23 protein-coding genes, 1 tRNA gene and 1 pseudogene are annotated in these 23268 nt (G+C 52.5%); 14 read left to right on the top strand and 11 right to left on the bottom strand.

Features of this window, described 5'->3' with window-relative positions; genetic code table 11:
- Positions 1-2 precede the first annotated feature (2 nt).
- A complete protein-coding gene (locus AAG834_RS10300; protein ID WP_049230093.1) occupies positions 3-590 on the bottom strand; it encodes a hypothetical protein in 588 nt (195 codons plus the stop codon).
- 198 nt (positions 591-788) lie between these two features.
- Between AAG834_RS10300 and AAG834_RS10295 the strand changes: the two genes are divergently transcribed.
- Positions 789-1160 carry an ACP-like domain-containing protein gene (locus AAG834_RS10295; RefSeq protein ID WP_049230092.1) on the top strand — a complete coding sequence of 124 codons (372 nt, stop codon included), beginning with the start codon at positions 789-791 and terminating at the stop codon, positions 1158-1160.
- A 193-nt stretch (positions 1161-1353) separates the two neighbouring features.
- Here AAG834_RS10295 and AAG834_RS10290 read toward each other — a convergent pair whose 3' ends face one another.
- On the bottom strand, positions 1354-3096 hold the full coding sequence (locus tag AAG834_RS10290) for an alpha/beta fold hydrolase (RefSeq protein WP_049230091.1): 1743 nt from the start codon (positions 3094-3096) through the stop codon (positions 1354-1356).
- A gap of 230 nt (positions 3097-3326) precedes the next feature.
- On the opposite strand from AAG834_RS10290, the gene AAG834_RS10285 reads away from it, so the two are divergent.
- The 4 genes from AAG834_RS10285 to AAG834_RS10270 all read left to right on the top strand — a co-directional run bounded on the left by AAG834_RS10285 (position 3327) and on the right by AAG834_RS10270 (position 7028).
- Positions 3327-3611 (top strand): PepSY domain-containing protein, encoded by a 285-nt coding sequence (locus AAG834_RS10285; RefSeq protein WP_049230090.1) that lies wholly within the window; start codon positions 3327-3329, stop codon positions 3609-3611.
- 220 nt (positions 3612-3831) lie between these two features.
- Positions 3832-5787, top strand: a complete 1956-nt coding sequence (locus AAG834_RS10280; protein ID WP_342032065.1) for a Pycsar system effector family protein — start codon at positions 3832-3834, stop codon at positions 5785-5787.
- Between the two features lie 90 nt (positions 5788-5877).
- Positions 5878-6228 (top strand): helix-turn-helix domain-containing protein, encoded by a 351-nt coding sequence (locus AAG834_RS10275; RefSeq protein ID WP_234396225.1) that lies wholly within the window; start codon positions 5878-5880, stop codon positions 6226-6228.
- Entirely contained in the window at positions 6132-7028 is an 897-nt protein-coding gene (locus tag AAG834_RS10270; RefSeq protein ID WP_342032064.1) for an IS3 family transposase, read from the top strand. The genes AAG834_RS10275 and AAG834_RS10270 overlap by 97 nt, the downstream gene beginning before the upstream one ends.
- 250 nt (positions 7029-7278) lie before the next feature.
- Here the strand turns inward: AAG834_RS10270 and AAG834_RS10265 are convergent, their stop codons facing one another.
- The 3 genes from AAG834_RS10265 to AAG834_RS10255 form a co-directional block, all read right to left on the bottom strand.
- A complete protein-coding gene (locus AAG834_RS10265; protein WP_342032063.1) occupies positions 7279-8244 on the bottom strand; it encodes an IS30 family transposase in 966 nt (321 codons plus the stop codon).
- A gap of 112 nt (positions 8245-8356) precedes the next feature.
- Positions 8357-8980: a DUF2238 domain-containing protein gene (locus tag AAG834_RS10260; protein WP_342032062.1), complete on the bottom strand. Its 624-nt coding sequence runs from the start codon at positions 8978-8980 to the stop codon at positions 8357-8359.
- 45 nt (positions 8981-9025) lie between these two features.
- Positions 9026-9625, bottom strand: a complete 600-nt coding sequence (locus tag AAG834_RS10255) for a CDP-alcohol phosphatidyltransferase family protein (RefSeq protein WP_342032061.1) — start codon at positions 9623-9625, stop codon at positions 9026-9028.
- Between the two features lie 118 nt (positions 9626-9743).
- On the opposite strand from AAG834_RS10255, the gene queC reads away from it, so the two are divergent.
- Positions 9744-10400, top strand: coding sequence for a 7-cyano-7-deazaguanine synthase QueC (gene queC, locus AAG834_RS10250; RefSeq protein WP_342032060.1), 657 nt, complete (start codon positions 9744-9746; stop codon positions 10398-10400).
- An 87-nt stretch (positions 10401-10487) separates the two neighbouring features.
- On the opposite strand, the gene AAG834_RS10245 is transcribed toward queC, so the two are convergent.
- The 5 genes from AAG834_RS10245 to folP all read right to left on the bottom strand — a co-directional run bounded on the left by AAG834_RS10245 (position 10488) and on the right by folP (position 16251).
- On the bottom strand, positions 10488-11279 hold the full coding sequence (locus AAG834_RS10245) for a TatD family hydrolase (RefSeq protein ID WP_342032073.1): 792 nt from the start codon (positions 11277-11279) through the stop codon (positions 10488-10490).
- 5 nt (positions 11280-11284) lie between these two features.
- Positions 11285-12277 carry an asparaginase gene (locus AAG834_RS10240; protein ID WP_342032059.1) on the bottom strand — a complete coding sequence of 331 codons (993 nt, stop codon included), beginning with the start codon at positions 12275-12277 and terminating at the stop codon, positions 11285-11287.
- 399 nt (positions 12278-12676) lie between these two features.
- The gene (locus AAG834_RS10235; RefSeq protein ID WP_342032058.1) at positions 12677-13360 is read right to left on the bottom strand and encodes a DedA family protein; all 684 of its coding nucleotides are present in this window, start codon (positions 13358-13360) and stop codon (positions 12677-12679) included.
- 304 nt (positions 13361-13664) lie between these two features.
- The gene (glmM, locus tag AAG834_RS10230; protein WP_003743468.1) at positions 13665-15002 is read right to left on the bottom strand and encodes a phosphoglucosamine mutase; all 1338 of its coding nucleotides are present in this window, start codon (positions 15000-15002) and stop codon (positions 13665-13667) included.
- A 394-nt stretch (positions 15003-15396) separates the two neighbouring features.
- Entirely contained in the window at positions 15397-16251 is an 855-nt protein-coding gene (gene folP / locus AAG834_RS10225; protein ID WP_342032057.1) for a dihydropteroate synthase, read from the bottom strand.
- Positions 16252-16396: 145 nt separating this feature from the next.
- On the opposite strand from folP, the gene AAG834_RS10220 reads away from it, so the two are divergent.
- Positions 16397-17590 carry an amino acid aminotransferase gene (locus tag AAG834_RS10220; protein WP_342032056.1) on the top strand — a complete coding sequence of 398 codons (1194 nt, stop codon included), beginning with the start codon at positions 16397-16399 and terminating at the stop codon, positions 17588-17590.
- Positions 17591-17694: 104 nt separating this feature from the next.
- Here AAG834_RS10220 and AAG834_RS10215 read toward each other — a convergent pair.
- Positions 17695-17770: transfer RNA gene (locus AAG834_RS10215), tRNA-Arg, on the bottom strand.
- Between the two features lie 286 nt (positions 17771-18056).
- Between AAG834_RS10215 and AAG834_RS10210 the strand changes: the two genes are divergently transcribed.
- The 7 genes and pseudogenes from AAG834_RS10210 to AAG834_RS10180 form a co-directional block, all read left to right on the top strand.
- Positions 18057-18914 (top strand): c-type cytochrome, encoded by an 858-nt coding sequence (locus AAG834_RS10210; protein ID WP_342032055.1) that lies wholly within the window; start codon positions 18057-18059, stop codon positions 18912-18914.
- Between the two features lie 407 nt (positions 18915-19321).
- Entirely contained in the window at positions 19322-20062 is a 741-nt protein-coding gene (recO, locus tag AAG834_RS10205; RefSeq protein WP_342032072.1) for a DNA repair protein RecO, read from the top strand.
- A 60-nt stretch (positions 20063-20122) separates the two neighbouring features.
- The gene (gene pdxJ, locus AAG834_RS10200) at positions 20123-20851 is read left to right on the top strand and encodes a pyridoxine 5'-phosphate synthase (RefSeq protein WP_342032054.1); all 729 of its coding nucleotides are present in this window, start codon (positions 20123-20125) and stop codon (positions 20849-20851) included.
- A gap of 52 nt (positions 20852-20903) precedes the next feature.
- A complete protein-coding gene (gene acpS, locus AAG834_RS10195) occupies positions 20904-21281 on the top strand; it encodes a holo-ACP synthase (protein WP_342032053.1) in 378 nt (125 codons plus the stop codon).
- A gap of 75 nt (positions 21282-21356) precedes the next feature.
- Positions 21357-22160, top strand: coding sequence for an NUDIX domain-containing protein (locus tag AAG834_RS10190; protein ID WP_342032052.1), 804 nt, complete (start codon positions 21357-21359; stop codon positions 22158-22160).
- A 1-nt stretch (position 22161) separates the two neighbouring features.
- Positions 22162-22584, top strand: coding sequence for a hypothetical protein (locus AAG834_RS10185; protein WP_342032051.1), 423 nt, complete (start codon positions 22162-22164; stop codon positions 22582-22584).
- A gap of 270 nt (positions 22585-22854) precedes the next feature.
- Positions 22855-22962: pseudogene (locus AAG834_RS10180) on the top strand (IS5/IS1182 family transposase); the annotation flags it as partial.
- Positions 22963-23268: the final 306 nt, after the last annotated feature.

Raw genomic sequence — 23268 nt, 5'->3', positions numbered from 1 at the left:
TTTTATTTAGTGCATTCCACTTCATCGCCATAATGGTCGGAATTCAGGCAGGATAAAACGTTTTCTCTCGGATGGTAGCGGAATTCCTGCCACGGCCCCTCAGACGAAACGGCGCGCCAGTGATGTTGTGAAGACTGGTATTGCTTCAATGTCCCGTTTGCGCCTTTAACACAAAAATTCTGCGCCCTACCCGCTGCCAACATACCGTGCCGTTTATCGGTTGGTGTTGTAAATAAGGGAATAAGCTTAGATACATCGGCATTTCGGGCAAACTTCATTTTGACATAGCCGTATCCTTCATTAGTTTCAATAACTAAGGCTGACAACGGCTGTCCAAAAGCAACAGAATTCTTCAATTCGATGGTCAATACTTCACCATCTGACGCTGTCTGCCTGCTGTGGCTGCGGGCAACGGAGGCGCGGTATTGGGCAGGCAGTCTGCCGATATCGGACTTCCCATAAGGCAAGGCATCAAAATCAACAGCGCAGCCTTTCTTCATAGATTCCAACAACGGCGTCCAGTCAGCCGCATCGGCATAACAGACGGATGAAAATGCGGAAAGAATTAGTAATGTAAGTAATTTTTTCATTATGAAACTTCACCTTATTAAAATTTGTACAAGCGTAATAACTTTTCCCGAAAATTTCTTTGTATAGCTTTGCATATCGACATGTTGCATGTTTTTTCGGAACGGATAAAATATGTTCAGCTTTCAAAGCAAAGCAAGGATGGCGCCGGATCGTCCACGCCACACATCACTCTTTTTTACTTTATGGAGTAATACCAGATGAAATTCTTATCTGCCGCTATCGTAGCTGTTCTGACCGCCGGTGTTTCCATGACTGCCGCTGCCGCTCCTGCAGGCTACGTTACTTACAAATGCGACAACGGTAAAAAGCTGAATGTCGTTTATGAATTTGACCGTCGCGGCAATGCAGTAGGCGCTTCTGCAAATGCAGCCGGCAAACAAATCAGCCTGCGCACCGACAAACGTCGCTCTGACAGCACTGGCACTACCTTCACCAACAAACGCGGCTTCTCTATGTCTGCCGGTTACATCGACCGCAACACCCACACCACTTCCGAAGTCGTGGGCGTCAGCGATGCACAAAACCGCTTCATCGTGAAAAACTGCGAACCTGTTAACATCGACCGTTAATTTTAAACGAACGATTTAAGCTTTTTTGAGGTCGTCTGAAAACCAAAACAAGGTTTCAGACGACCTTTCGTTTTGTCTGTTGCCGGTCAAAAATCAAAAATTGTTGCACATCTGCAACCGTCATTTCACACACGCAGCAATCTAAAACTTGTCCCCTACGCGCGAAACGGCGGTCTTTTGTAAACTCCTCTTTTTATTTCTTCACAGCCAGACTTACGGTAAAGATGCCGTCTTCGTCTATCCACTGATGGATTTTTTCAAAACCGGCTTTTTCTACAAGTTGATCCATTTCCTGCTGGCTGCGGCGGCGCATTACCCAGTTCGGGCTGCCTGCTTTGTGGCTGGTCAGTGCGCGCGCAATCATTTCGAGCTGCGGATGCCACGGCTGTCCGGTGTAAATCAGGTAGCCGCCCGTTTCAATCGCATCGCCGAAGCCGTAGAGCGAGTTCAAAATCAAATCGTTGTCGGCAAACAATTCGTGCAGTCCGGAAACGATGCCCAGCGTAGGACGAGGCTGCAAATCCTGATAGTTGGCGCGGCCGTAGGCATTGACTTCGTCGAAGGTAACCGTGTCTTGCAGACCGCGTTCAGCAATCAGTTTGCGGCCGGCTTCGACGTTAATCGGGCTGTAATCGCGCAAACGCACGGAATCGGGCAGCGTGTCGGCCGTCAGCGCGTCGAGCACATAGCGGCCGTGTCCCGAGGCAATATCGAGAACGTGTACCGGTTTGCCCGCTTCACGCAGCTTGGCAGAGGCCGTCTGAATCGCTTTGCCGATATTGATTTTGCGTTGGCGGATACCGCGCCAGCCGATGGCGTTGAGATAGTGTTTGTCCACCGCCACACCAAAGGCGTTGCTGCCCTGCGGCTGGTTGCGGTACACATAATCCAGCGTGCTGCCGGAGTCGTAGCCGGTTTCCTTGCCGATTTTCAAACCTTCGCTCCAGCGCGCGCCGAGGTCGAGGGAAGCTCGGTAAACCGCCCAAAATGCGCCGCGCGGCGAACAAATAGACAAAGGCGTTGCCAATTCGTCGGCTTCGCGACGGCTTTCGCCGTGCAGGTGGGCTTGGGTCAAATCGACTTGATATAAAGGCTGATTGAAACGTTCACGGATAAAGCGGCGCATTTCGACGAAGGCGATTTCGCGGTTTTGCTCGCCTAAGGTATCGTGATAGAAACCATCCAGAACATGACGTTCTTTGATGCGGCTGCCCAAGCGGTTGTAGAAATCGTGTTGCGGTTTGTGATGAACCACCCAGTCGCTGCCGGAAATCAAAAGCTGCAAGGGCGTGGTAATTGCCTGCGCATCGGCGACGACACGCTCGGCAGCTTCATACAAACCGAGCAGGATGCGCACGGAAATGGCGCGGGTAATCAGCGAATCGTTGTCGTAGCTGGTTTGGCGTTCTTGGTTGTGGGTCAGGTAATGGGCTTTGACGTAACTGTTGACAAAGAAATTGCCGCGCCATTTCTGCATGATTTTCAAGCCGGTGCGGGCGAAGGGAACGTAGAGTTTGACTTTGAATGCGGGCGATGCCAATACGGCGCAGCGGATTTTCGGCGCGTAGTCGTGCAGCCAAGTAGAAACCAATACCGCGCCGACGCTTTGCGCGATCACGCAGATGTTTTCGGGCTTGATGCCATATTCGCTTTGGATGTGGCGGATAAAGTCGTCCACATCGGCAACGGAGGTACCGATACTGGGGCTGTCGCCGCGTTCGCCGGGGCTGTGGCCATGACCGCGCGCGTCCCATGCGAAATAGGCAAAATCGTCGAAACCAAGTTCGTCGGCAACAAACATCATCCGGCCGGAATGCTCGTGGCCGCGGTGGAATAGTACGATGGCTTTATCGGAAGAGCCGTCGGCGGCGGGGCGATAGCGGTAGAAAAGTGACGTGCCGTCTTGTGTGGAAAAATATTTTTGCTGTTCGGGCATAAAAACTCCTGATAGTCATATTTTCGAACGGTATCATGACATATTAAATTTATGCAATCGTTATCTGATAAACGGACAAATGAGATGACGGAAAGAAACAACAAAAGGTCGTCTGAAATGTTTCAGACGACCTTTACTACGTTTAACGAAGTGCTAAATGACTGCTAATTTTGCCGTGTTTAAATACACCCATCAAAACCCCAATGACACATTTCGAAAGGAAGTCGAACATGAAAAAATTATTATTGACCGCCATCGTCGCCTTATCCGCTGCTGTCGCAGGTGCCAACGATTACATCGAACACCAAATTTACAGCGACAGAAATTTTGAACAAAACCGTACTAAAGCCATCAGAATGCTTGAGCAACGCGGCTATCGCGTTCACGACATCGACGCCGACGACTATCGCGGCAGACCTGTACTGGACGTAGAAGCCTACAAAGGCGGACGCGAATACGACATCAAATTGTCTTACCCCGACTTGAGAATCATCAAAGAGCGTATCGACTACTGATAAACGATGCGTTACAACTGCCGCAAACTGCCCGTTTGGCGGCAGTTTTTGTTGAAGGGGAACTTGGATTGCCGACTTCATCATTACAAACATGATTATCCCAAGAAGTGTAATGTTTTTATCGATAATGTATGACGTTGTGTAAATTCCCCGAATCAGAGGAACTAAAAAACGCTTTTCCCTTTCCATTTAAATTGATTTACTCAAACGGAGGATAAACATGGATTTCCACGATAAAAATAAAAAAGGGCAAGAACCGCAAAATACGGTTTCTAACTGGGAGAAACCTTTCGAACGCCCCGACCCCGATGCGCCGCAGCCTGTTTCCGAAGTTTGGGAAGACTCAGAAGAAGCGTTTGATAAAGCTAAAGAAACCTTAAAAACTGAAGAAGCTGTAAACATTGAAGAAGCCGTGAAAGCTGAAGAAACTTTAAAAGTTGAAGAAGCTTCGGAGTCTGAAACGGCAGACCATCAACAAAACAGCAATGCCGAAGAGGCCGTGACGGATAACATCATCTTTGAAGGCGTTGAGACGTCGTCTGAAAAGCCCAAAAAGAAAAAGAAAGACAAAAAAGACAAGGCGAAGAAGAAAAAACAAGCCGCTGATGTGCAGCCTTCCGATCTTTTGGGTACGAACAAAGGCGTGGAAACCATGTTCCGCAATGCCGTTCGCTCAGAGATGGAGTTGCTCGCGCTGGCGGCAACCAAGGCGAATATTATGATTTCGCTGAATGGTTTCATCGTGTCTGCATTGATGATTTCGGGAGCGTTTATTTTCTCATCATCGCCTGAATTTCTGATTCCGGCGAGTACGTTTATGATTACCGCCGCCGCGTCCATCGTGTTCGCGCTTCTGTCCGCTTCGCCCGAACGTATCGGCAAAATGCAGGCAGCTCGTACTTGGGTTAAGGATTTATTCCGCGGCCGCGCCAAACTGCGTGATTTGAAAACCCGCCTCAGCAGCACCCAAACGCGCTTTTTCAGCGGCAGCCAGCCCAATATCCTGATTTACGAAGACCGTGTGAAGGTGCAAAAAGAGCAATATTGGGAAATGATGCAGGAGATTATGGGCGACCGCAAACAAGTCTATCAAAAGATGAGCGATCATCTTTACTGGCTGGGCCTGCTGGCGGACAAACAGTTCAAATACATCAACTTGTCTTATGCCGTATTCCGTTGGGGGCTTTTGGCTTCGCTGGCGGCGTTTATCGGCGTGAAGACGCTGCCTTCACTGCTGACCCAACCTGCCAACAATGCGGCAGAGCTGCGCTCTTTGGGTATTAATATGTTCAACGGCGTGTACGAGCCTTCCGCCGTGCAACAGCTTCCCGACGGCAAACTGCTGATTGCCGAAGACGAACCGAACCACGCGTTCAGCATCGTCAGCATCGATCCGTCAGGCAGATTTATCGAAGACGAAGCCTTGGATACGCGCGTGATAACCGGCTTCAAACGCCGCCTGAGCGACTTGGAAGCATTGGCACGCGACGATGAAGGCTTTATCTACGCACTCACTTCCCACTCGCGCACCCGCAAAGGTAACCGCTCGCCCGACCGCGAACACCTGATGCGCTTTAAAATCCAAGATGGCAATGTGTTGGGACTGACCAGCTACGATAATCTGACACAGGTCTTGGAAACTGATAAGAAGCTGCACGACCTTATCCGCGAACGCACCAAAGCCGAAGTTTCCTTCGAAGAAATCAATATTGAAGGTATGGCATTCGACCCTGTGAAGAAACGCCTTGTCTTGGGCTTCCGCGATCCTGAGTTCAACAATATGGCACTAGTGGCATTCATCAGCAACCCGAAAGACGTGTTCGAGCGCAACGCCAAGCCTGAGTTTGACGAAGTCGCCATCCTCGACATCGACGGCGGCGGTATCCGTTCTATCAACTACGACCCGGTGTTGAAAAACTACGTTATCGCCAACGAAGTGAAGGACGAAAACGGTCAGAAATTCTCGCAACTGTGGACTTGGAGCGGCAACCCGACCGACGAACCGCAAAAAATCTCACTACCCAACCTGCAACACATCACCAACGTCGAAGCCGTCGATTCGATTACGGTCAACGGCAAGCCGCAGATGATTGTGATGGGTGACGAAGGCAACGCCTCGCAGAAAATTACTGCCAAGTACATGGTGGTGGATTACAGCCAGTTCGGTAAACAGTAGTTTTAAAGCTGATTAAAGGTCGTCTGAAACTGTGAACTGCACCCCAAAAGTTGGACACATCCCCTCCAACTCACAAGGTGCAGTTTTTTTATGAGCAAATATACATTACACTTCAAATACCAAGCCGTACTCCACTACCTGCATATACGCAGCCAACAGCGTACCGCAGACCACTACGGCATTTCCCGAACCCACCTGAGACGATGGATACGCGCCTATCAAGAAGGCGGTATCGGCGCACTCGAACATCCACAATCCAAAACCATGACCGAACACCGCAAAAACCCCTTCATCGCCGACAAACCCGACCACGAAAAAACACAGGCAGAGCTTATCGAAGAGTTGTGCTATATGCGCGCAGAGGTTGCCTACCTAAAGGAGTTAAAAGCCCTCAGCCAAAAGCAGACCGAAAAGGACAAAGCCAAACCGTCCAAGCACTGAGGGCGCAACACCCGCTCAAATACCTGCTGCATATCGCAAACCTGCCCAAAAGCAGCTTTTACTACCACCACCAAGACCGCCCCGACCCCGATGAAGCCGACAAAGCCCTCCTTGTCGAAACCTACCGGCGACATAAAGGACGATACGGGCAAAGGCGCATTGCCGCAGCATTGGATTGGAACCGCAAAAAAGTGGCGCGGTTGATGAAGCAGTTGGAACTGAAAGCCAAAATACGGGCGAAAAAAGCCTACCGCCATCCCGCCATGGGCGAAATATCGGAACACCTCCTCAAACGCCGGTTCAAAGCCGAAAAACCCAACGAAAAATGGCTGACCGACGTGACCGAACTCAAAGGGAGCGACGGCAAACTGTACCTCTCGCCGATCTTGGACTTGTTCAACCGGGAAATCATCGCCTACGCCATGAGCCGCAATGCTAACAGCGAAATGGTGAAGGAAATGCTCGAAAAAGCCGCCCCCCGTCTGACCGGCGAAGGAACGATGCTTCATTCGGACCAAGGTGTGCTGTACCGTACGTCGGGATATAGGGAATTGCTTGCCCAACATTCCATGGTTCAAAGCATGTCGCGAAAGGCGAATTGTTGGGACAATGCACCGATGGAAAGCTTCTTTGCGGTGTTGAAGACAGAGTGTTTCTATAACGCAGGTGAATTGACGGTGGACGAATTGATGAAACAGATAGATGACTATATGGATTACTACAACCGGGAGCGTTGCAGTTTGAAATTGAAAAAGCTGAGTCCTGTCGCATACAGAACCCAGCTTGCACAGAGCGCCTGAATAGGCTTTTATGAGTGTCCAAGATTTGGGGGCCAGTTCAACTGAGGTTTAAGGTTTCAGACGACCTTTTTTTGCCGGCGAATAACCTTCCCCATCCAAACCGATACGGCATTGCCTCGTTTTGATTGGTATCCTTCCGCGAAAGGACAAATCGAAAGCCGCGGACTGGGAAGCAGCTGCAAAAGAAAGGTCGTCTGAAACCGAATCTCATGGTTTCAGACGACCTTGGATTCGGATTTCAAGTGCAACACTAGTGTATCAGCGGTTTGAACAGATTCAAGAATAAAACACTTGGCGTTTCGTAGCCAAGTGTTTTTCTTGGCCGGTGGTTCAACTCATCTTGAACCCTGCGTATCTCCCGATCACTGATGTTGCGGAAATCGGTTTGTTTGGGGAAATATTGTCGGATGAGTCCGTTGGTGTTCTCATTCAGCCCTTTCTCCCAAGAATGGTAGAGGCGGCAAAAATAGGTTTTCGCTGCTAATGCTTTGGCTATTTTGGTGTGCTGGTAGAACTCTTTGCCGTTATCCATGGTGATGGTGTGGACTCTGGCTTTATGTGCCTTTAATACCCTAATGGCTGCCTGGGCAGTGTCTTCGGCTTTGAGGCTGTCCAATTTGCAGATGATGGTGTAGCGGGTAACGCGTTCGACCAAGGTCAGTAATGCGCTTTTCTGATCTTTGCCGATGATGGTGTCGGCCTCCCAATCGCCGATGCGGGCTTTTTGGTCGACGATGGCGGGTCGGTTTTCTATGCCGACACGGTCGGGCACTTTGCCTCTGGTCCATGTGCTGCCGTAGCGTTTGCGGTAGGGTTTGCTGCATATTCTGAGGTGTTGCCACAAAGTGCCGCCGTTGCTTTTGTCTTGGCGGAGGTAGCGGTAAACGGTGCTGTGATGGAGTGTGATCCCGTGGTGTTTGCGCAGGTAGGCGCATACTTGTTCGGGACTGAGTTTGCGGCGGATAAGGGTGTCGATGTGTTGAATGAGCTGCGAATCGAGCTTATAGGGTTGTCGCTTACGCTGTTTGATAGTCCGGCTTTGCCGCTGGGCTTTTTCGGCGCTGTATTGCTGTCCTTGGGTATGGTGCCGTCTGATTTCGCGACTGATGGTGCTTTTGTGGCGGTTAAGCTGTTTGGCGATTTCGGTGACGGTGCAGTGGCGGGACAGGTATTGGATGTGGTAGCGTTCGTCTAGGGTCAGTTGTGTGTAGCTCATGGCAATCTTTCTTGCAGGAAAGGCCGTATGCTACCGCATACTGGCCTTTTTCTGTTATGGAAAGTTGCACTTCAAATGCGAATCCGCCGACCTTTTTGCTATTGCCCAAGGGCTATCGGCTTGAGTTCAACCGCTTGTCCGGTCGTGTAAACATAAACACCACCAGCGAAGTCACTGCGCCCAGCGTATCGGCGAGCATGTCTTTTTGTGCATCCCAAATATCGCCTTGCGAACCGAGTACTTCCAGCCCCGCCTCGCCGCCGTCAATCACCGCATACTGCCATTCGATGATTTCGTAAGCCGCCGCCACGCTCATGATGAAGAACAAAGAGAAAAACAGGGCAAGCGCGGGACGGCAGAGTTTTCGGCGCAACAACCATTCCGCCATCGGATAGGCGTAGAAGCCGATGATGTAGTGTCCGACGCGGTCGAAATGGTTGCGCCCTTCGCCTAAAAACGGCGCAAGCAGGCGGTTTGCCCAATCGAAGGGCACATCGGCGAAGGTGTAGTGCGAGCCGATGGTGTGCATAATCAGCCAGAAGCTCATGAATACATAAGCCAGATTGCTGAAACGGAAGAGGCGGTAGGTGGCAACGAGCGCGATAAATACGATCGAAACAGGAATAATTTCGGCGTACCAAACGGCGCGGTCGGAGGGGTTAATGCCCGACCAAACAATGAGTGCGGCAATGAAAACCGCGAGCAGTAAAGGGATGGTGTGCGAAGTTTTTTGCATGATATTTTCGTTTTATAAAGTGAGTAAAAGATGGGGAAATACGTTTCAGACGACCTTTAAGCCGTTGACGACGCGTTTATAGCAGGTGTAAACCAATGCCGCGCAAGCCAGCCACATGAGGACGTAGAAAACCGTATGGAAGCTGCCTGCCACCGCATACCACACCGCCAGTACGCCGATGAAGAACGCACGGTCGCTCTTGCCGAACGGCCCGTCATAACGTCGCCCGTTGCCGTGTACCTGCCCCAACACGCCGCAAAATTCCGTCATCGCCGCAAGCCAGACAAACAGGCCGATTTGTGCGCCGTCAAACGGGGCGATAAAGGCAAAAGGCAGATACAGCGCGGCATCGGCGGCAACATCGGTGATTTCGTTCAGATAGCCGCCCAATGCCGACTGCTGACCGAACTCGCGCGCCAGCATGCCGTCCACCGCGTTCAACGCCATACGGACAAACAGCCACACGGGCAACAGCCAAAACAAAGCAGGAACCTGCGCGCCGAGCGACAGCAGCAGTCCGACTGCGACCGACACTGCGCAAGCCGCCAGCGTAACCTGATTGGCGGTAACACCGCGGTTATAAAGCCGGCGCACCAGCGGGCGCAGCATGTTTTGAAATTTGGGTTTAAGGGCGTAGATGCTCATTATTATGCCGTATGAAAAAAACGAAGTGCCGCGATTATAGACGAAATCCGTTATAATCCGTCAACTTTCCCACCACGCGGTTCGCAAACCTCCCGCGTTACCAAAACTAGGATTCACCATGCAAAACCAACAAGCCTTGGTCATCTTCTCCGGCGGTCAAGATTCCACCACCTGCCTGATTCAGGCGATTCAAACCTACGGGCGCGAAAACGTCCAAGCCATCACCTTCCAATACGGACAACGCCACGCCGTCGAGCTGGAACGCGCCCGCTGGATCGCGCAGGATTTGGGTGTCAAACAAACCGTACTCGACTTGAGCCTGATGCAGCAGATTACGCACAACGCCCTGATGAACGACACCGCCACCATCGAAACCGCTTCAGACGGCCTGCCCAATACCTTCGTGGATGGACGCAACGCCCTTTTTCTGCTCTACGCCGCCATCTACGCCAAAGGACAGGGCATCAGGCACATCATCGCGGGCGTTTGCGAAACCGACTTCTCCGGCTACCCCGACTGCCGCGACGTGTTCGTCAAATCCATGAATGTTACCCTCAATCTGGCGATGGACTACGCCTTCCAAATCCACACCCCGCTGATGTACCTGACCAAAGCGCAAACTTGGGCGCTGGCGGACGAAATGGGCGCGCTGGACTACATCCGCGAGCAGACCCACACCTGTTACAACGGCATCGTCGGCGGCTGCCACGAATGCCCAAGCTGCGTGTTGCGCGAGCGCGGATTGTCGGAATATTTGGAGGGCAAGGCAAAATAAAAAGCCACAGCAGTGCGCAAAACTGCTATGGCTTCCCATACAACCCAAGGTCGTCTGAAAACAGGATTCCGATAAGATGGAATGTTTTCAGACGACCTTTTCTGCTGCCAGCAACATTTCCACATTCCGCTCGGTCGCTTCGGCTATCTCTTCAACGGCAACTCCGTGAATTTCAGCGGCAATGGCGGCAATTTGGCGGATGTTGGCGGGTGTGTTGATTTCGTTTTTCAGCATAAACGGGCTGTCGGTTTCCAAGACAAAATCGGTGTCATTCAGGGTTTTGAGGGTTTCGCGTATTTTGCGGGCGTTCGGGTTGAGCAACAACGAACCGATGCCGATTTTGAAACCCAGTTTCGTCAACACGCGCGCTTCTTCCGCGCTGCCGGAGAAAGCATGGACAATCCCGCCTTGGGCAAAGCCTGTCTGCTTGACGGCGGCGGCGATGTCGGCGGTAGCTTTGAGATTATGGATAATCACGCGGCGGCGCAGGGTTTGCGCGATTTCAAGTTGGCGGCTGAAGACTTGGATTTGCCGTTCGCGCTGCTGCGGCGTTTGGGTTTTGTCGTAAAAATCCAAACCGATTTCGCCGACCCATGCCGTCGGACGCGCTTGCAATGTTTGTTCCAAACGCTGGAAATCCAGTTCGGAAACGTCGTCTGAAAACCAAGGATGGATGCCGAGCGCGATATGGATGTTGCCCCAAAGCGGGTTTTCAGACGACCTTTGCGCCAAATCCGCCACGTCCTGCCAATCCTGCGGCCGGGTCGCGGGAACGATAAACCGCCCTACTCCTACCTCCCGCGCGGCGGTCAAAACGTGCGGCAGGTTTTCGCGCAAGGCGGGATCGGCGAGATGACAATGGGTGTCGGTGAGGTTCATCGATTTCACACTAATTTTAGTCTTACCAATTCTTTGTGAACATCTTCCGCGCCCCAGCCTTGCGATACAGCGAGGGTCATGAGCGCGGTGGCGGTTTCGAGGTTGCATTTTCCGCCGTTGATGATGCCCGAGTTGCGGAACGCATTGCCTTGCGCGTAAACGGCGGCGGTTCTGCCTTGTCGGACTTGGCTGATGTTGAGCAGCAGTTTTCCTTGCTGCGTAAAGTCTCGGACGGCGCGGATGAAGCCTTCGTCTGCTGGGGTGTTGCCGTGTCCGTAGCTTTGCAGGATAAGGGCTTGGGCGGGAAGCTGTCCGAGTTCGTCCGCAAGTTCTTGGACGGCAAAGCCGGGGATAAGCGTGCGGACGGCGATTTTTGCCTGCGGGTCGGGATAGCGGATTTTGAGGTCGTCTGAAACATCCGCCGCATCTTGGGACGGGACGCAGATATTGTGCCAGCCTTGGGTTTCGTCCCATTCGGCGATGGCGCCGAAATGCGGATTGTCAAAACCTGCGGCGGTTTCAGTGCTGACTTTGCTGCTGCCGACGGCGGGATACAGTTTGCCGTCAAAGGCGATAACGGTTTGTTTGAGCTTGAGGCTGAAGGCGGCGACGGCGGTGGAGAGGTTGCGCGGGGCATCGCTGTTTTCGGCGGCGTAAGGCCATTGGGAACCGGTCAGGACGATCGGTTTGCCCAAGCCTTGCAGGGCGAGCGCAAGGAGGTTGGCGGTGTACGCCATGCTGTCCGTGCCGTGCAGTATCAGGATGCCGTCGCAGGAAGGCAGTTGGGCGGCGATGATGTCCAGCCAGTCGCGCCAGTGTTGCAGCGTGACGGATGAGGAGTCAATCAAGGGATTGCAGACGTGCCACTCGAAGTCGAGGTCGTCTGAAAAAGGGGAAAGGGCTTGGCTGACCAGCGCGGTATCGGGGCGCAGACCTTCGCTGCTTTGGGTCATGCCTATGGTGCCGCCTGTGTAGAGGACGAAGATTTTTTGTTTCATGGACATCATCGGGTCGTCTGAAAATAATGATGCGGCTTATTTAACTATATTTCAGGCTGGCTGGCAATTTGACGGCGCGGACGGTTTTCAGACGACCTTGAAATAAAAAAGCACCCAAGGGCTGTCGATATTTAATTTCCCAAGTGGATTTTTATAGTGGATTAAATTTAAACCAGTACGGCGTTGCCTCGCCTTGCCGTACTATTTGTACTGTCTGAGGCTTCGTCGCCTTGTCCTGATTTAAATTTAATCCACTATATTCACGAAGCGTGAGACTCAGGACGGAAACCGCAACAAGGTCAGAGACCTTGCGAGAATTTCTAACGCATGAGATACCGCTTTGGGAATAAAAAACACGGAAACTATTGAATATCGGCAGACTTTTCAGGGTGCTTGATTTTATTGTTCGCTTTGCGCGGCTTTTTTGGCTGCCTTGGCGGCTTTGCGCTCCGCCCGCTTTTCGCTCAATTTGGTACGGTAAAACAGCAGGCGTTGGCGTTTTTTCCACCAGAACCAAGCGAGGATGACTGCGCCTACGCCCAAAACAACGAAGATGCCGGATTGCAGGCTGTGCATTTTTGCCATCAGCCAATCGATGTTGTTCGCGCCGTATTCACCCAAATAAATCCACACCGGTACGGAAATCAATGCGGCAAGTCCGTCCATCAGAATGAAACGGGTATAGGAAACTTTGCGGCTGATACCTGCGGTCACGAAAACGGCGGTACGCAAGCCGGGCAGAAAACGGGCGACGAACAATACCCAGTTGCCGTATTTGTCGAATTTTTCCTGCACCTGCGCGTAACGCTTCGGCGTCATCACGCGGGCAATCGGTTTGAACTTGAGGATTTTCTGCCCCCACACACGTCCGGCGACAAACATAAATCCGTCGCCTGCCAACACGCCGAGCATACCGACGACAACCATCCAATGCGAATTGGTGTAACCCAAGCCGGAAATCACGCCGCCTGTCACCAGCGTCAAATCTTCGGGAATCGGTACGCCAAAGCCGCAAATGACCAAAACGAAAAACACGGCCGCATAGCCGTAATGGGAAAAAAGGGCTTCTAAAAAGGCAAACATGGCGTATCCGTCGGTTGTAATGTGGAGGGGAAATTCATTTGAACTGAATGTTGTATTTTACCAAAGATAGGGTCGTCTGAAAGAAATAACAAGGCAGGTTATGAAAATAGGCGTCAGCAATATTGTTTGATGCTTTTCAGACGACCTCGAATCCTAAAAAACACAGTGGATTAACCTTAAACCGGCATGGCGTTCCCCCACCTTGCCCTGATTCAAAATTAATCCACTGTACCACCGTTCCCGCTTGCGTGGAAACGACGGCAGTTCCAAGGTTTGCTAAAAACCTATTGATTTTTCGACGGTATTACTGCTTACCGGTGATGGCTGCTGCGATGCGTTCCGCGCCTTTTTTCGCCCAGTCCGCCTGACGCGCTTCTACCATGACGCGCACGACCGGTTCGGTACCCGATGCGCGCAACACGACTCGGCCTTTGCCTTCGAGTTCTTTTTCCACTTCTGCCAACACGTCTTTCGAGGCTTCCTGCCATTTCTGACCTTTTTGGATGCGCACGTTGATCATGGTTTGCGGATACGGCTGCCAATCGGCGCAAACGGTGGCGAGGTCTTGGTTCAGGATTTGCAGTGCCGCCAAAACTTGTAGCGCGGAGATGATGCCGTCGCCGGTATTGTGTTTGTCCATACACAAAATATGGCCGCTGGCTTCGCCGCCGATGAGCCAGCCGCGTTGGTTCAGCTGTTCCAACACATAGCGGTCGCCGACTTTGGCGCGGCAGAAATCGACGCCCTGCTCTTTCAGGGCAATTTCCATCGCCATATTGGTCATGACCGTACCGACCACGCCGCCGATGTTGATACCTTCTCGGGCGCGGGCTTTGGCGATGACGTAAATCAGGCTGTCGCCGTCGTACACTTTACCGTTGCGGTCGACCATCATCAGGCGGTCGCCATCCCCGTCCAACGCGATGCCGTAGTCGGCTTCGTTTTGCAATACGGCAGCCTGCAAGGCTTTGGGATGGGTTGCGCCGCATTTTTCGTTGATATTGTAGCCGTTGGGTTCGTCGCCGATGCTGACAACTTGTGCGCCAAGTTCGTGGAACACTTTGGGCGCAACGTCATAGCCTGCGCCATGCGCGGTATCGACCACCAATTTCAGGCCGCGCAAATCCAAATGGCTGGGGAAGGTGGATTTGCAGAATTCGATGTAGCGGTCGTCCGCGCCGTTGATACGGCGCGCGCGTCCGAGACGGGCGGACGGCTGGGTTTTCATTTCCTCGTCGATTTTGGCTTCGATTTCCAACTCGATTTCATCGCTCAGTTTCACGCCGCCTTCGGCAAAGAATTTGATGCCGTTGTCAGAATAGACGTTGTGCGATGCGGAAATCATCACACCAGCGGACAAACGCAGCGCACGGGTCAGATAAGCCACACCCGGCGTAGGCAGCGGGCCGGTTTGGATGACGTTGACACCTGCGGCGGTAAAACCCGCCACCAGCGCGGCTTCGAGCATATAGCCGGAAATACGCGTGTCTTTGCCGATCAGGACGGTCGGCTTCTGCCCGCCGTCATGCTGCACCAATACCTGCCCCGCCGCATAACCGAGTTTCAATACGAAATCGGGAGTAATCGGAAATTGACCGACTTCGCCGCGCACGCCGTCCGTGCCGAAATATTTTTTTGCCATGAGTTTGCTCCGTGAGGATGTTTTTTAGAATGGGGTTACCCGTAAATGTCATAACGGGCAGTATAGGGGGTTTTATGCAAAACTGTTGGGATTTATGTTTAGCGTCATTAGATTGCGCCTGAGCGGTATAGTTTCTTATTTTATCAAAATACGGAACAAGTTAACCGGATTAAACAAACAGGTCGTCTGAAACCGCCAAACTTGTTTTCAGACGACCTCTTTATCACTATAGTGGATTAAATTTAAACCAGTACGGCGTTGCCTCGCCTTGCCGTACTATCTGTACTGTCTGCGGCTTCGTCGCCTTGTCCTGATTTAAATTTAATCCACTATATTTCAGAGGCTGTCGACATTTCATTTTCAAAGTGTTTTTTTGCTTCCAAAACAGAAGCTATTAAATGCCGGCAATCCCTAAAGCGTCCCACACCTTCAACGCATCCGCCGTCGCCTTCACATCATGCACCCGCACGATTTGCGCGCCGCGCGCTACGGAAGCCAACGCCGCCGCCACGCTGCCGTGTACGCGTTCCGCCGCATTTGCCTCGCCGGTCAGCTCGCCTATCATGCGTTTGCGCGACACGCCAATCAGCAGCGGGAAACCCGTTTCCGTCATCAATTCGGGCAAATGCCGCATCAGCGCGATATTGTGTTGCAAGGTTTTGCCGAAGCCGAAACCTGGATCGAGCGCGATGCGTTGCGGGGCGATACCTGCCGCGATACATTCCGCCGCCCTCTCTTTCAAATACCGCGCCACTTCGCCGACAACATCTTGATATTTCGGATTAATCTGCATGTTTTCGGGCAAACCCTGCATGTGCATCAGGCAAATGCCCGTATCCACCTGACGCGCCAGCAATTCGACCGCGCCCTCGTCGGTCAACGCCGCTATATCATTAATAATATCGACGCCGCCGAGCGCCAACGCTTTTTCCATAATCACCGTGCGGCGCGTGTCCAAACTGACGGGAACGCCCCACCCCGCCACTTCCGCCAATACAGGCTTAACCCGCGCCCATTCTTCTTCAGGCGAAACATAATCCGCACCCGGCCGCGTCGATTCGCCGCCGATGTCGAGAATGTCCGCGCCCTCCTTTAGAAGCTGTTCGGCGTGTGCCAAGGCTGTTTGGGCGTTTTGCGAATATACGCCGCCGTCGGAAAAAGAATCGGGCGTCAGGTTGACGATACCCATGATTTTCGGCTTGTCCAAACCGATTTCAAACCTGCCTGCCTGCCAGATGCGCGTGGTCATGATGTTGTTCCGTAAAATAATGAAGACGAAATTATAGGTCGTCTGAAAACATCATGCAGCTTTCAGACGACCACGTTTTACAAATCCTGCCGTTTAATGCCAAAATCAGGTTTACCGTCCTAATCCGCCTGACAAAGGAAGCATCATGTACCGACACGTCGAATACTATCCCGGCGATCCGATTTTGAGTTTGGTCGAAACCTTCAAAAACGACCCGCGTCCTGAAAAAGTCAATTTAAGCATAGGCATTTATTTCGACGACGAAGGCAAAATGCCCGTATTGGAATCCGTGAGCCGCGCCGAGACCGCCCGCGCCGCCACGCCTTCGCCGTCGCCCTACCTGCCTATGGAAGGTTTGAACACTTACCGCAGCGCCGTGCAGCATTTATTGTTCGGCAAAGACAACCCCGCGCTTGCGCAAGGACGCATCGTTACCGTACAAACCTTGGGCGGCTCGGGTGCGCTCAAAGTCGGAGCGGATTTCCTGCACCGCTGGTTTCCCGCAGCGCGCGCCTACGTCAGCGACCCGACTTGGGACAACCACCGCGGCATTTTTGAAGGCTCAGGTTTCGAGGTCGGCACTTATCCTTATTACGATCCTGCCACTGTCGGCGTCAAATTCGACGAAATGACCGCGTTTTTCAACACCCTGCCCGAACACAGCGTCCTAATCCTACACCCCTGCTGCCACAACCCGACCGGCGTGGATATGTCGGAACAGCAATGGGACGAAGTGTTGCAAATCATCAAAACGCGCAAACTGATTCCGTTTATGGACATCGCCTACCAAGGCTTCGGCGGCGATTTGGACAGCGATGCCTACGCCATCCGCAAAGCGGTGGAAATGGAATTGCCGCTGTTCGTCAGCAATTCATTCTCAAAAAACCTGTCGCTCTATGGCGAGCGCGTCGGCGGTTTGAGCGTGGTTTGCCCGAATAAAGAAGAAGCGGAATTGGTGTTCGGACAGCTCAAATTCACCGTCCGCCGCATCTACTCCAGCCCGCCCGCACATGGCGCCTATATCGCCGCCGATGTGATGAACAGCCCGGAACTTTACGCCTTGTGGCAAAACGAAGTTTATGTCATGCGCGACCGCATCCGCGCCATGCGGCAGAAACTTTACGACGTATTGACCGTCCAAATCCCTGACCGCGATTTCACTTATTTCATCAAACAGCGCGGCATGTTCAGCTACACAGGATTGAGCGTGGAACAAGTCCGCAGGCTGCGCGACGAATTTGCCGTTTACCTGCTGGATTCGGGCAGGATGTGTGTCGCCGGGCTGAACGCATTGAATATCGCCTATGTTGCCGATGCGTTTGCCGAAGTGCTGAAATAAAGCGCAAAAAGTAAAAGGTCGTCTGAAACCTGATGTAGTTTTATTTGAAGTAAGTCAAAAGGCCGCCCGAAAAATTTTCATCTTTCAGACGGCCTCTCTATAATTGGCGCACCCAACAGGGATCGAACCTGTGACCTCCAGCTTCGGAAACTGACACTCTTCCAACTGAGCTATGGGTGCGAAGAAGGCGTAAGATTAACGCAAATCCCGCCTGTTGGCAAAGCCTATTATGCAGGATGGCGCAAACAAGACAAATTTGAAGAAAAATCTCATAAAATAATCAACAACATACACAACCCACCCCTTAACAGACGGCAAAAAACCGCCGCCTTTGCGTATATTTTCCACAAGAGCGATTGGAAAGCCCTTGTGAATTCAGTATAATCCAGCAAAATATTGTTAACTGCGTTTAACACACCAAACTATAACTCAAAGCACAACCTAACCTAACGGCGAGGCCTACCAAATGAAACAACTCCGCGACTCCAAAGCCCAAGGCTCTGCATTGTTTACCCTTGTGAGCGGTATCGTTATTGCCATTGCAGTCATTTACTTCCTCATCAAATTGGCGGGCAGCGGCTCGTATGCAGACGTTGCCCAATCTTCCGAAACCGCTACCCAAACCCGCATCCAGCCCGTAGGACAGCTTACCTTGGGAGACGGCATTCCGGTAGGCGAACGCAAAGGCGATCAGATTTTCAACAAAATCTGTATCCAGTGTCACGGCGCAGACAAATCCGTCCCCAACGCGCCAAAAATCGAAAACAACGGCGAATGGGCTTCCCGTATCGCGCAAGGCTTCGATACCCTTTTCCAACACGCTCTGAACGGCTTTAACGCCATGCCTGCAAAAGGCGGCGCAGCCGATTTGACCGACCAAGAACTCAAACGCGTCATCACTTACATGGCGAACAAGAGCGGCGGTACCTTCCCTGATCCGGATGCCGCAGCACCTGCCGATCAAGCCGCTTCAGGCAATGCAGCCGCCTCTGCACCGTCCGCTGCCGGCTCCGCCCCCGCAGCCGATGCACCTAAAGCCGAAGACAAAGGCGCAGCCGCTCCTGCAGCTTCCGGCGCAGACGGTAAAAAAGTTTTCGAAGCAACCTGTCAGGCATGTCACGGCGGCGCAGTCCCCGGCATTCCCGGCATAGGTAAAAAAGACGAATGGGCTTCGCGTATCAAACAAGGTAAAGAAACCCTGCACAAACACGCTCTCGAAGGCTTCAACGCCATGCCTGCAAAAGGCGGCAACGCCGGTCTGAGCGACGATGAAGTCAAAGCAGCGGTCGACTACATGGCAAACCAATCAGGCGCCAAATTCTGATTTGTTCAAGAACGCTATTGATATCCCGTCAAAAACGCACCCTTAAACAAGGTGCGTTTTTTTTGCAGCCGTTCGCCATCCTAAAAGAAAGATATAGTGGATTAACAAAAATCAGGACAAGGCGACGAAGCCGCAGACAGTACAGATAGTACGGAACCGATTCACTTGGTGCTTCAGCACCTTAGAGAATCGTTCTCTTTGAGCTAAGGCGAGGCAACGCCGTACTGGTTTAAAGTTAATCCACTATACAAATCGACCAGACCCATCGATTGATTTTGCCTTACCCTTTCCCTCTTGATATTCAAAGCATTCTAAACAACAAAAATATTTTCAGACGACCTCCTACCCACTTTGGTAAAATGCACCACACCATAACCCACTCCTTCCACACTCCCGACCCACTGCCCATGACCAACCAGCGCATCAACCACGAACCCGTCTTCCTGCTTGCTTCCGCCCCTTGGCGCGAGAGCAGTTTGTGGGTGGAGGTGTTCAGCCGCCGTTACGGGCGCGTGGCTTTGCTGGCGAGAAGTGCGCGCAAGCGGCAGAGTGAGTTGCGCGGTGTGTTGGTCCCGTTTGTGCCGGTCAGTGCCTCTTGGTACGGCTCGCAAGAATTGAAAACGCTGCACCGCGCAGAGTGGATAGGCGGCTGGCCGCAGCCGCAAGGCAGGGCTTTGTTCAGCGGCTTATATATCAACGAACTGATGCTCAAGCTGACAACCCGCGAAGACCCGATACCTGAGCTTTACGACGCGCTGGAAGCGGTGATGCGGGCGGTATGCGGCGAAAGTGGCCATACCGCCGCGCTGCGACGCTTTGAATGGACTTTACTCAACCGCTTGGGATTCGCGCCCGATTTGTTCCACGATGGCAACGGCGAAGCAATCAGCGCCGAAGAAACCTACTGGCTGACGCCTGAAAACGCGGTCGTCCCCATCGAAGAAGCCGAACGATTCAATCCGCGCAATCATGGCGTGGCAGTCGGCGGCGACATCTTAATCCAGCTGCGCGAGGGCGATTTCACCCACCCCGAAAGCCTCGGGCAATCTTTAAAAATCACGCGCCTGCTGATTGACAACCTCCTGCCCGAAGGCATTAAATCCAGACAGGTTTTGCAACAACTCCAGCAATTCAGTTTCGGCGTTTAACTTTTTCAGACGACCTTTTTCATCGGCAGGTCGTCTGAAAATCCAAAGAAAGGATACATCATGCTCTTAGGTGTAAACATCGACCACATCGCTACCGTCCGCAACGCCCGCGGTACGACCTATCCCAGCCCTGTGGAAGCGGCATTGGTCGCGGAAACGCACGGTGCGGATTTGATTACCATGCACCTGCGCGAAGACCGCCGCCACATCAAAGACGCGGACGTGTTCGCCGTCAAAAACGCCATCCGCACACGCCTGAACCTTGAAATGGCGCTGACTGAAGAAATGCTGGAAAACGCACTCAAAGTCATGCCGCAAGACGTGTGCATCGTGCCTGAAAAACGTCAGGAAATCACGACCGAAGGCGGTTTGGACGTATTGGCGCAACAGGAAAAAATCGCCGAGTTCACCAAAATCCTGACCGACGCAGGCATCCGCGTCTCGCTCTTTATCGATGCCGACAACAATCAAATCCAAGCCGCCTATGATGTCGGCGCGCCCGTTATCGAGCTGCACACCGGCGCATACGCCGACGCACACAGCCACGCCGAACAAATCAAACAATTCGAGCGTCTGCAAAACGGCGCGCATTTTGCCAGCGATTTGGGCTTGGTTGTCAACGCCGGACACGGCCTGACCATACACAACGTTACCCCCATCGCCCAAATCCTCGCCATCCGCGAGTTGAACATCGGACATTCGCTGATTGCCCAAGCCCTCTTCCTCGGCCTGCCCGAAGCCGTCCGCCAGATGAAGGAAACCATGTTCAGGGCAAGACTGCTGCCTTGATAGGCGACACCCACCTTTTCAGACGACCTTCTCTCAACAAGGAGACCACCGCATGATTTACGGCATAGGCACAGACATCGTTTCCCTCAAACGCATCATCCGCCTGAGCAAAAAGTTCGGACAAGCGTTTGCCGAACGCATCCTCACGCCCGAAGAGCTGCTCGAATTCCCGCAAGCGGGCAAACCCGTCAACTACCTTGCCAAACGCTTTGCCGCCAAAGAAGCCTTCGCCAAAGCCGTCGGCACGGGCATACGCGGCGCGGTTTCCTTCCGCAATATCGGTGTCGGGCATGACGCATTGGGCAAACCCGAATTCTTCTACGCCCCCGCCCTGTCCAAATGGCTGGAAGAACAAGGCATCAGCCACGTCAGCCTCAGCATGAGCGACGAAGAAGACACCGTGTTGGCATTCGTCATTGCCGAAAAATAAGACAATATCCATCGGCAGGTAGGATTCCCAAATCCGACCTTTCCGAATTTTCAGACGACCTTTCTCCCCATTCCCATGACCCAAGACACCCGCCCCCTTATCCGCGTCGTTGCCGGCATCCTGCTCAACCAAGACGGCGACTACCTGCTCAGTTCCCGCCCAGAAGGCAAACCCTATGCCGGATATTGGGAATTGGCCGGCGGCAAAGTCGAAGCGGGCGAAACCGACTTCCAAGCCCTGCAACGCGAGTTTGAAGAAGAACTCGGCATCCGCATCCTCGCCGCCACGCCTTGGCTGACCAAAATCCATTCCTACGAACACGCCCGCGTCTGTCTGAAATTCCTATGGGTAAACCCCGACCAATGGACGGGCGAACCCCAATCCCGCGAAGGACAGGCATGGTCGTGGCAGAAAGCCGGCGATTTCAACGTCGCCCCCATGCTACCCGCCAACGGTCCGCTGCTGCGCGCCCTCTCCGTCCCCCGCCAGCTTCAAGGTCGTCTGAAAACCGGTTTGCACGGACAAAACAGCACCGTCGAATACCACATCGCACCCTACTCCCTTGCCGAACCGCACCACACCAACATCCTCATCTCAGAAACCGAACTGCGCAAGCTCGGCAAACTCCCCCAAGCCCAAAGCGTTTGGGTATCAATACACACCCGCGAACAATGGCTGCGCGTGCAAGATGCCGACGTCGTCGTTTGGCAAGTCAACGACGACGCAAGCGCACGACAAGTGCTTGAAATATTGGAACAAGGCGTATCCATTCCGCTGATTGTCGCCGCGCCCGAAACACTGGTTTCAAACTACCGCGACCGCTGGCTCTCGACAGGCGCACACACCGTCCTGACCGACAACGATACCGAGATCGTCTGAAATGGACAAAAACCGCAAACTCCTCCTCGCAGGCGTCCTCCTCATCCTCTTCGCCGCCGCCAAACTCCTGCTGCTGGACTGGTGGCAGAAACAACAGCCCCAAGCCCGCACCGCCGAGTGCGACCTCATCAAAGGCTGCACCCTGCCCGACGGCTCACACGTCCGCTCCACCCCCATCAGCACCCGTTCCGCCTTCGACATCACCATCGAAAACGCCCCTGCCGAAACACAACAAGTCAGCATCAGCTTCAGCATGAAAGATATGGACATGGGCTTCAACCGCTACATGCTCGAACAGCAATCCCCGCACACTTGGCAAGCGCGCCAAATCCACCTGCCCGCCTGCGTCGAAGGCAGGCGCGACTACATCGCCGACATCACCATAGGCGGACAGACTTTTCAGACGACCTTTACCGCCCAATAAGTGTGCTACGCGTATTCAAACAGGAAAACTTTTGTCGGATGAGTCATCATAGATTCAATTTCAATCAGAAACCTAAAAAGAGTGCCTATAACATGAAAGCGATTGTTTAGATGTTTTTCACACTAAACAATCGCTTTCTTCAGGTTTGTACAACATAAAACCATGCCGGTTTATATTTAACTCCCCATCAAGCCGATAAGCTAAAAATCCCATTAAAATCAACATATCAATTCCATATTCAATATATTGGGATTCCACCATCAAGCCGTTTATAGTGGATTAAATTTAAATCAGGACAAGGCGACGAAGCCGCAGACAGTACAGATAGTACGGCAAGGTGAGGTAACGCCGTACTGGTTTAAAGTTAATCCACTATACAATCCGCCTCCTTTATTCTTTATCCCTAACCCATCCTCCGCGCCGACAAACGTAAAAGAAACAGATTCAGCACATTATCCAACCATGCCCCAGTCCCTTAAAAACAAATGAAAATATTAAAAACCCACCCACATCGCAATCTAATGCTTCCAAATCTCCCTATTTAAGTTTGCTTATCATTGACATCCTCCCCTTGCTAAAGCAAGGAGATTCCTACGGCGGTTAGTGATGTTCTACCAACTCGCTTCGGTGGGTTCGTGCTGCTGACAACCTGACTGCATTGTTCACTTCACACGCGCTACGGAC

This window comes from Neisseria sp. Marseille-Q2251 (assembly GCF_940793045.1).
GTDB lineage: Bacteria > Pseudomonadota > Gammaproteobacteria > Burkholderiales > Neisseriaceae > Neisseria.
Note: the sequence above shows the minus strand (reverse complement) of the source record. Positions and strands in the feature narration are given on the sequence as shown.

What these genes read in the sequence shown, in the direction of transcription:
- folP (WP_342032057.1), bottom strand. Translation starts at nt 16,251, where the DNA reads ATGACCACGCGCATCTGGCAGGCAGGCAGGTTTGAAATCGGTTTGGAC.
- AAG834_RS10240 (WP_342032059.1), bottom strand. Translation starts at nt 12,277, where the DNA reads ATGAAACAAAAAATCTTCGTCCTCTACACAGGCGGCACCATAGGCATG.
- recO (WP_342032072.1), top strand. Translation starts at nt 19,322, where the DNA reads ATGACCAACCAGCGCATCAACCACGAACCCGTCTTCCTGCTTGCTTCC.
- AAG834_RS10255 (WP_342032061.1), bottom strand. Translation starts at nt 9,625, where the DNA reads ATGAGCATCTACGCCCTTAAACCCAAATTTCAAAACATGCTGCGCCCG.
- queC (WP_342032060.1), top strand. Translation starts at nt 9,744, where the DNA reads ATGCAAAACCAACAAGCCTTGGTCATCTTCTCCGGCGGTCAAGATTCC.
- AAG834_RS10185 (WP_342032051.1), top strand. Translation starts at nt 22,162, where the DNA reads ATGGACAAAAACCGCAAACTCCTCCTCGCAGGCGTCCTCCTCATCCTC.
- AAG834_RS10220 (WP_342032056.1), top strand. Translation starts at nt 16,397, where the DNA reads ATGTACCGACACGTCGAATACTATCCCGGCGATCCGATTTTGAGTTTG.
- AAG834_RS10190 (WP_342032052.1), top strand. Translation starts at nt 21,357, where the DNA reads ATGACCCAAGACACCCGCCCCCTTATCCGCGTCGTTGCCGGCATCCTG.
- AAG834_RS10295 (WP_049230092.1), top strand. Translation starts at nt 789, where the DNA reads ATGAAATTCTTATCTGCCGCTATCGTAGCTGTTCTGACCGCCGGTGTT.
- pdxJ (WP_342032054.1), top strand. Translation starts at nt 20,123, where the DNA reads ATGCTCTTAGGTGTAAACATCGACCACATCGCTACCGTCCGCAACGCC.
- AAG834_RS10245 (WP_342032073.1), bottom strand. Translation starts at nt 11,279, where the DNA reads ATGAACCTCACCGACACCCATTGTCATCTCGCCGATCCCGCCTTGCGC.
- AAG834_RS10300 (WP_049230093.1), bottom strand. Translation starts at nt 590, where the DNA reads ATGAAAAAATTACTTACATTACTAATTCTTTCCGCATTTTCATCCGTC.
- glmM (WP_003743468.1), bottom strand. Translation starts at nt 15,002, where the DNA reads ATGGCAAAAAAATATTTCGGCACGGACGGCGTGCGCGGCGAAGTCGGT.
- AAG834_RS10210 (WP_342032055.1), top strand. Translation starts at nt 18,057, where the DNA reads ATGAAACAACTCCGCGACTCCAAAGCCCAAGGCTCTGCATTGTTTACC.
- AAG834_RS10235 (WP_342032058.1), bottom strand. Translation starts at nt 13,360, where the DNA reads ATGTTTGCCTTTTTAGAAGCCCTTTTTTCCCATTACGGCTATGCGGCC.
- acpS (WP_342032053.1), top strand. Translation starts at nt 20,904, where the DNA reads ATGATTTACGGCATAGGCACAGACATCGTTTCCCTCAAACGCATCATC.
- AAG834_RS10260 (WP_342032062.1), bottom strand. Translation starts at nt 8,980, where the DNA reads ATGCAAAAAACTTCGCACACCATCCCTTTACTGCTCGCGGTTTTCATT.
- AAG834_RS10280 (WP_342032065.1), top strand. Translation starts at nt 3,832, where the DNA reads ATGGATTTCCACGATAAAAATAAAAAAGGGCAAGAACCGCAAAATACG.
- AAG834_RS10285 (WP_049230090.1), top strand. Translation starts at nt 3,327, where the DNA reads ATGAAAAAATTATTATTGACCGCCATCGTCGCCTTATCCGCTGCTGTC.
- AAG834_RS10290 (WP_049230091.1), bottom strand. Translation starts at nt 3,096, where the DNA reads ATGCCCGAACAGCAAAAATATTTTTCCACACAAGACGGCACGTCACTT.
- AAG834_RS10275 (WP_234396225.1), top strand. Translation starts at nt 5,878, where the DNA reads ATGAGCAAATATACATTACACTTCAAATACCAAGCCGTACTCCACTAC.
- AAG834_RS10265 (WP_342032063.1), bottom strand. Translation starts at nt 8,244, where the DNA reads ATGAGCTACACACAACTGACCCTAGACGAACGCTACCACATCCAATAC.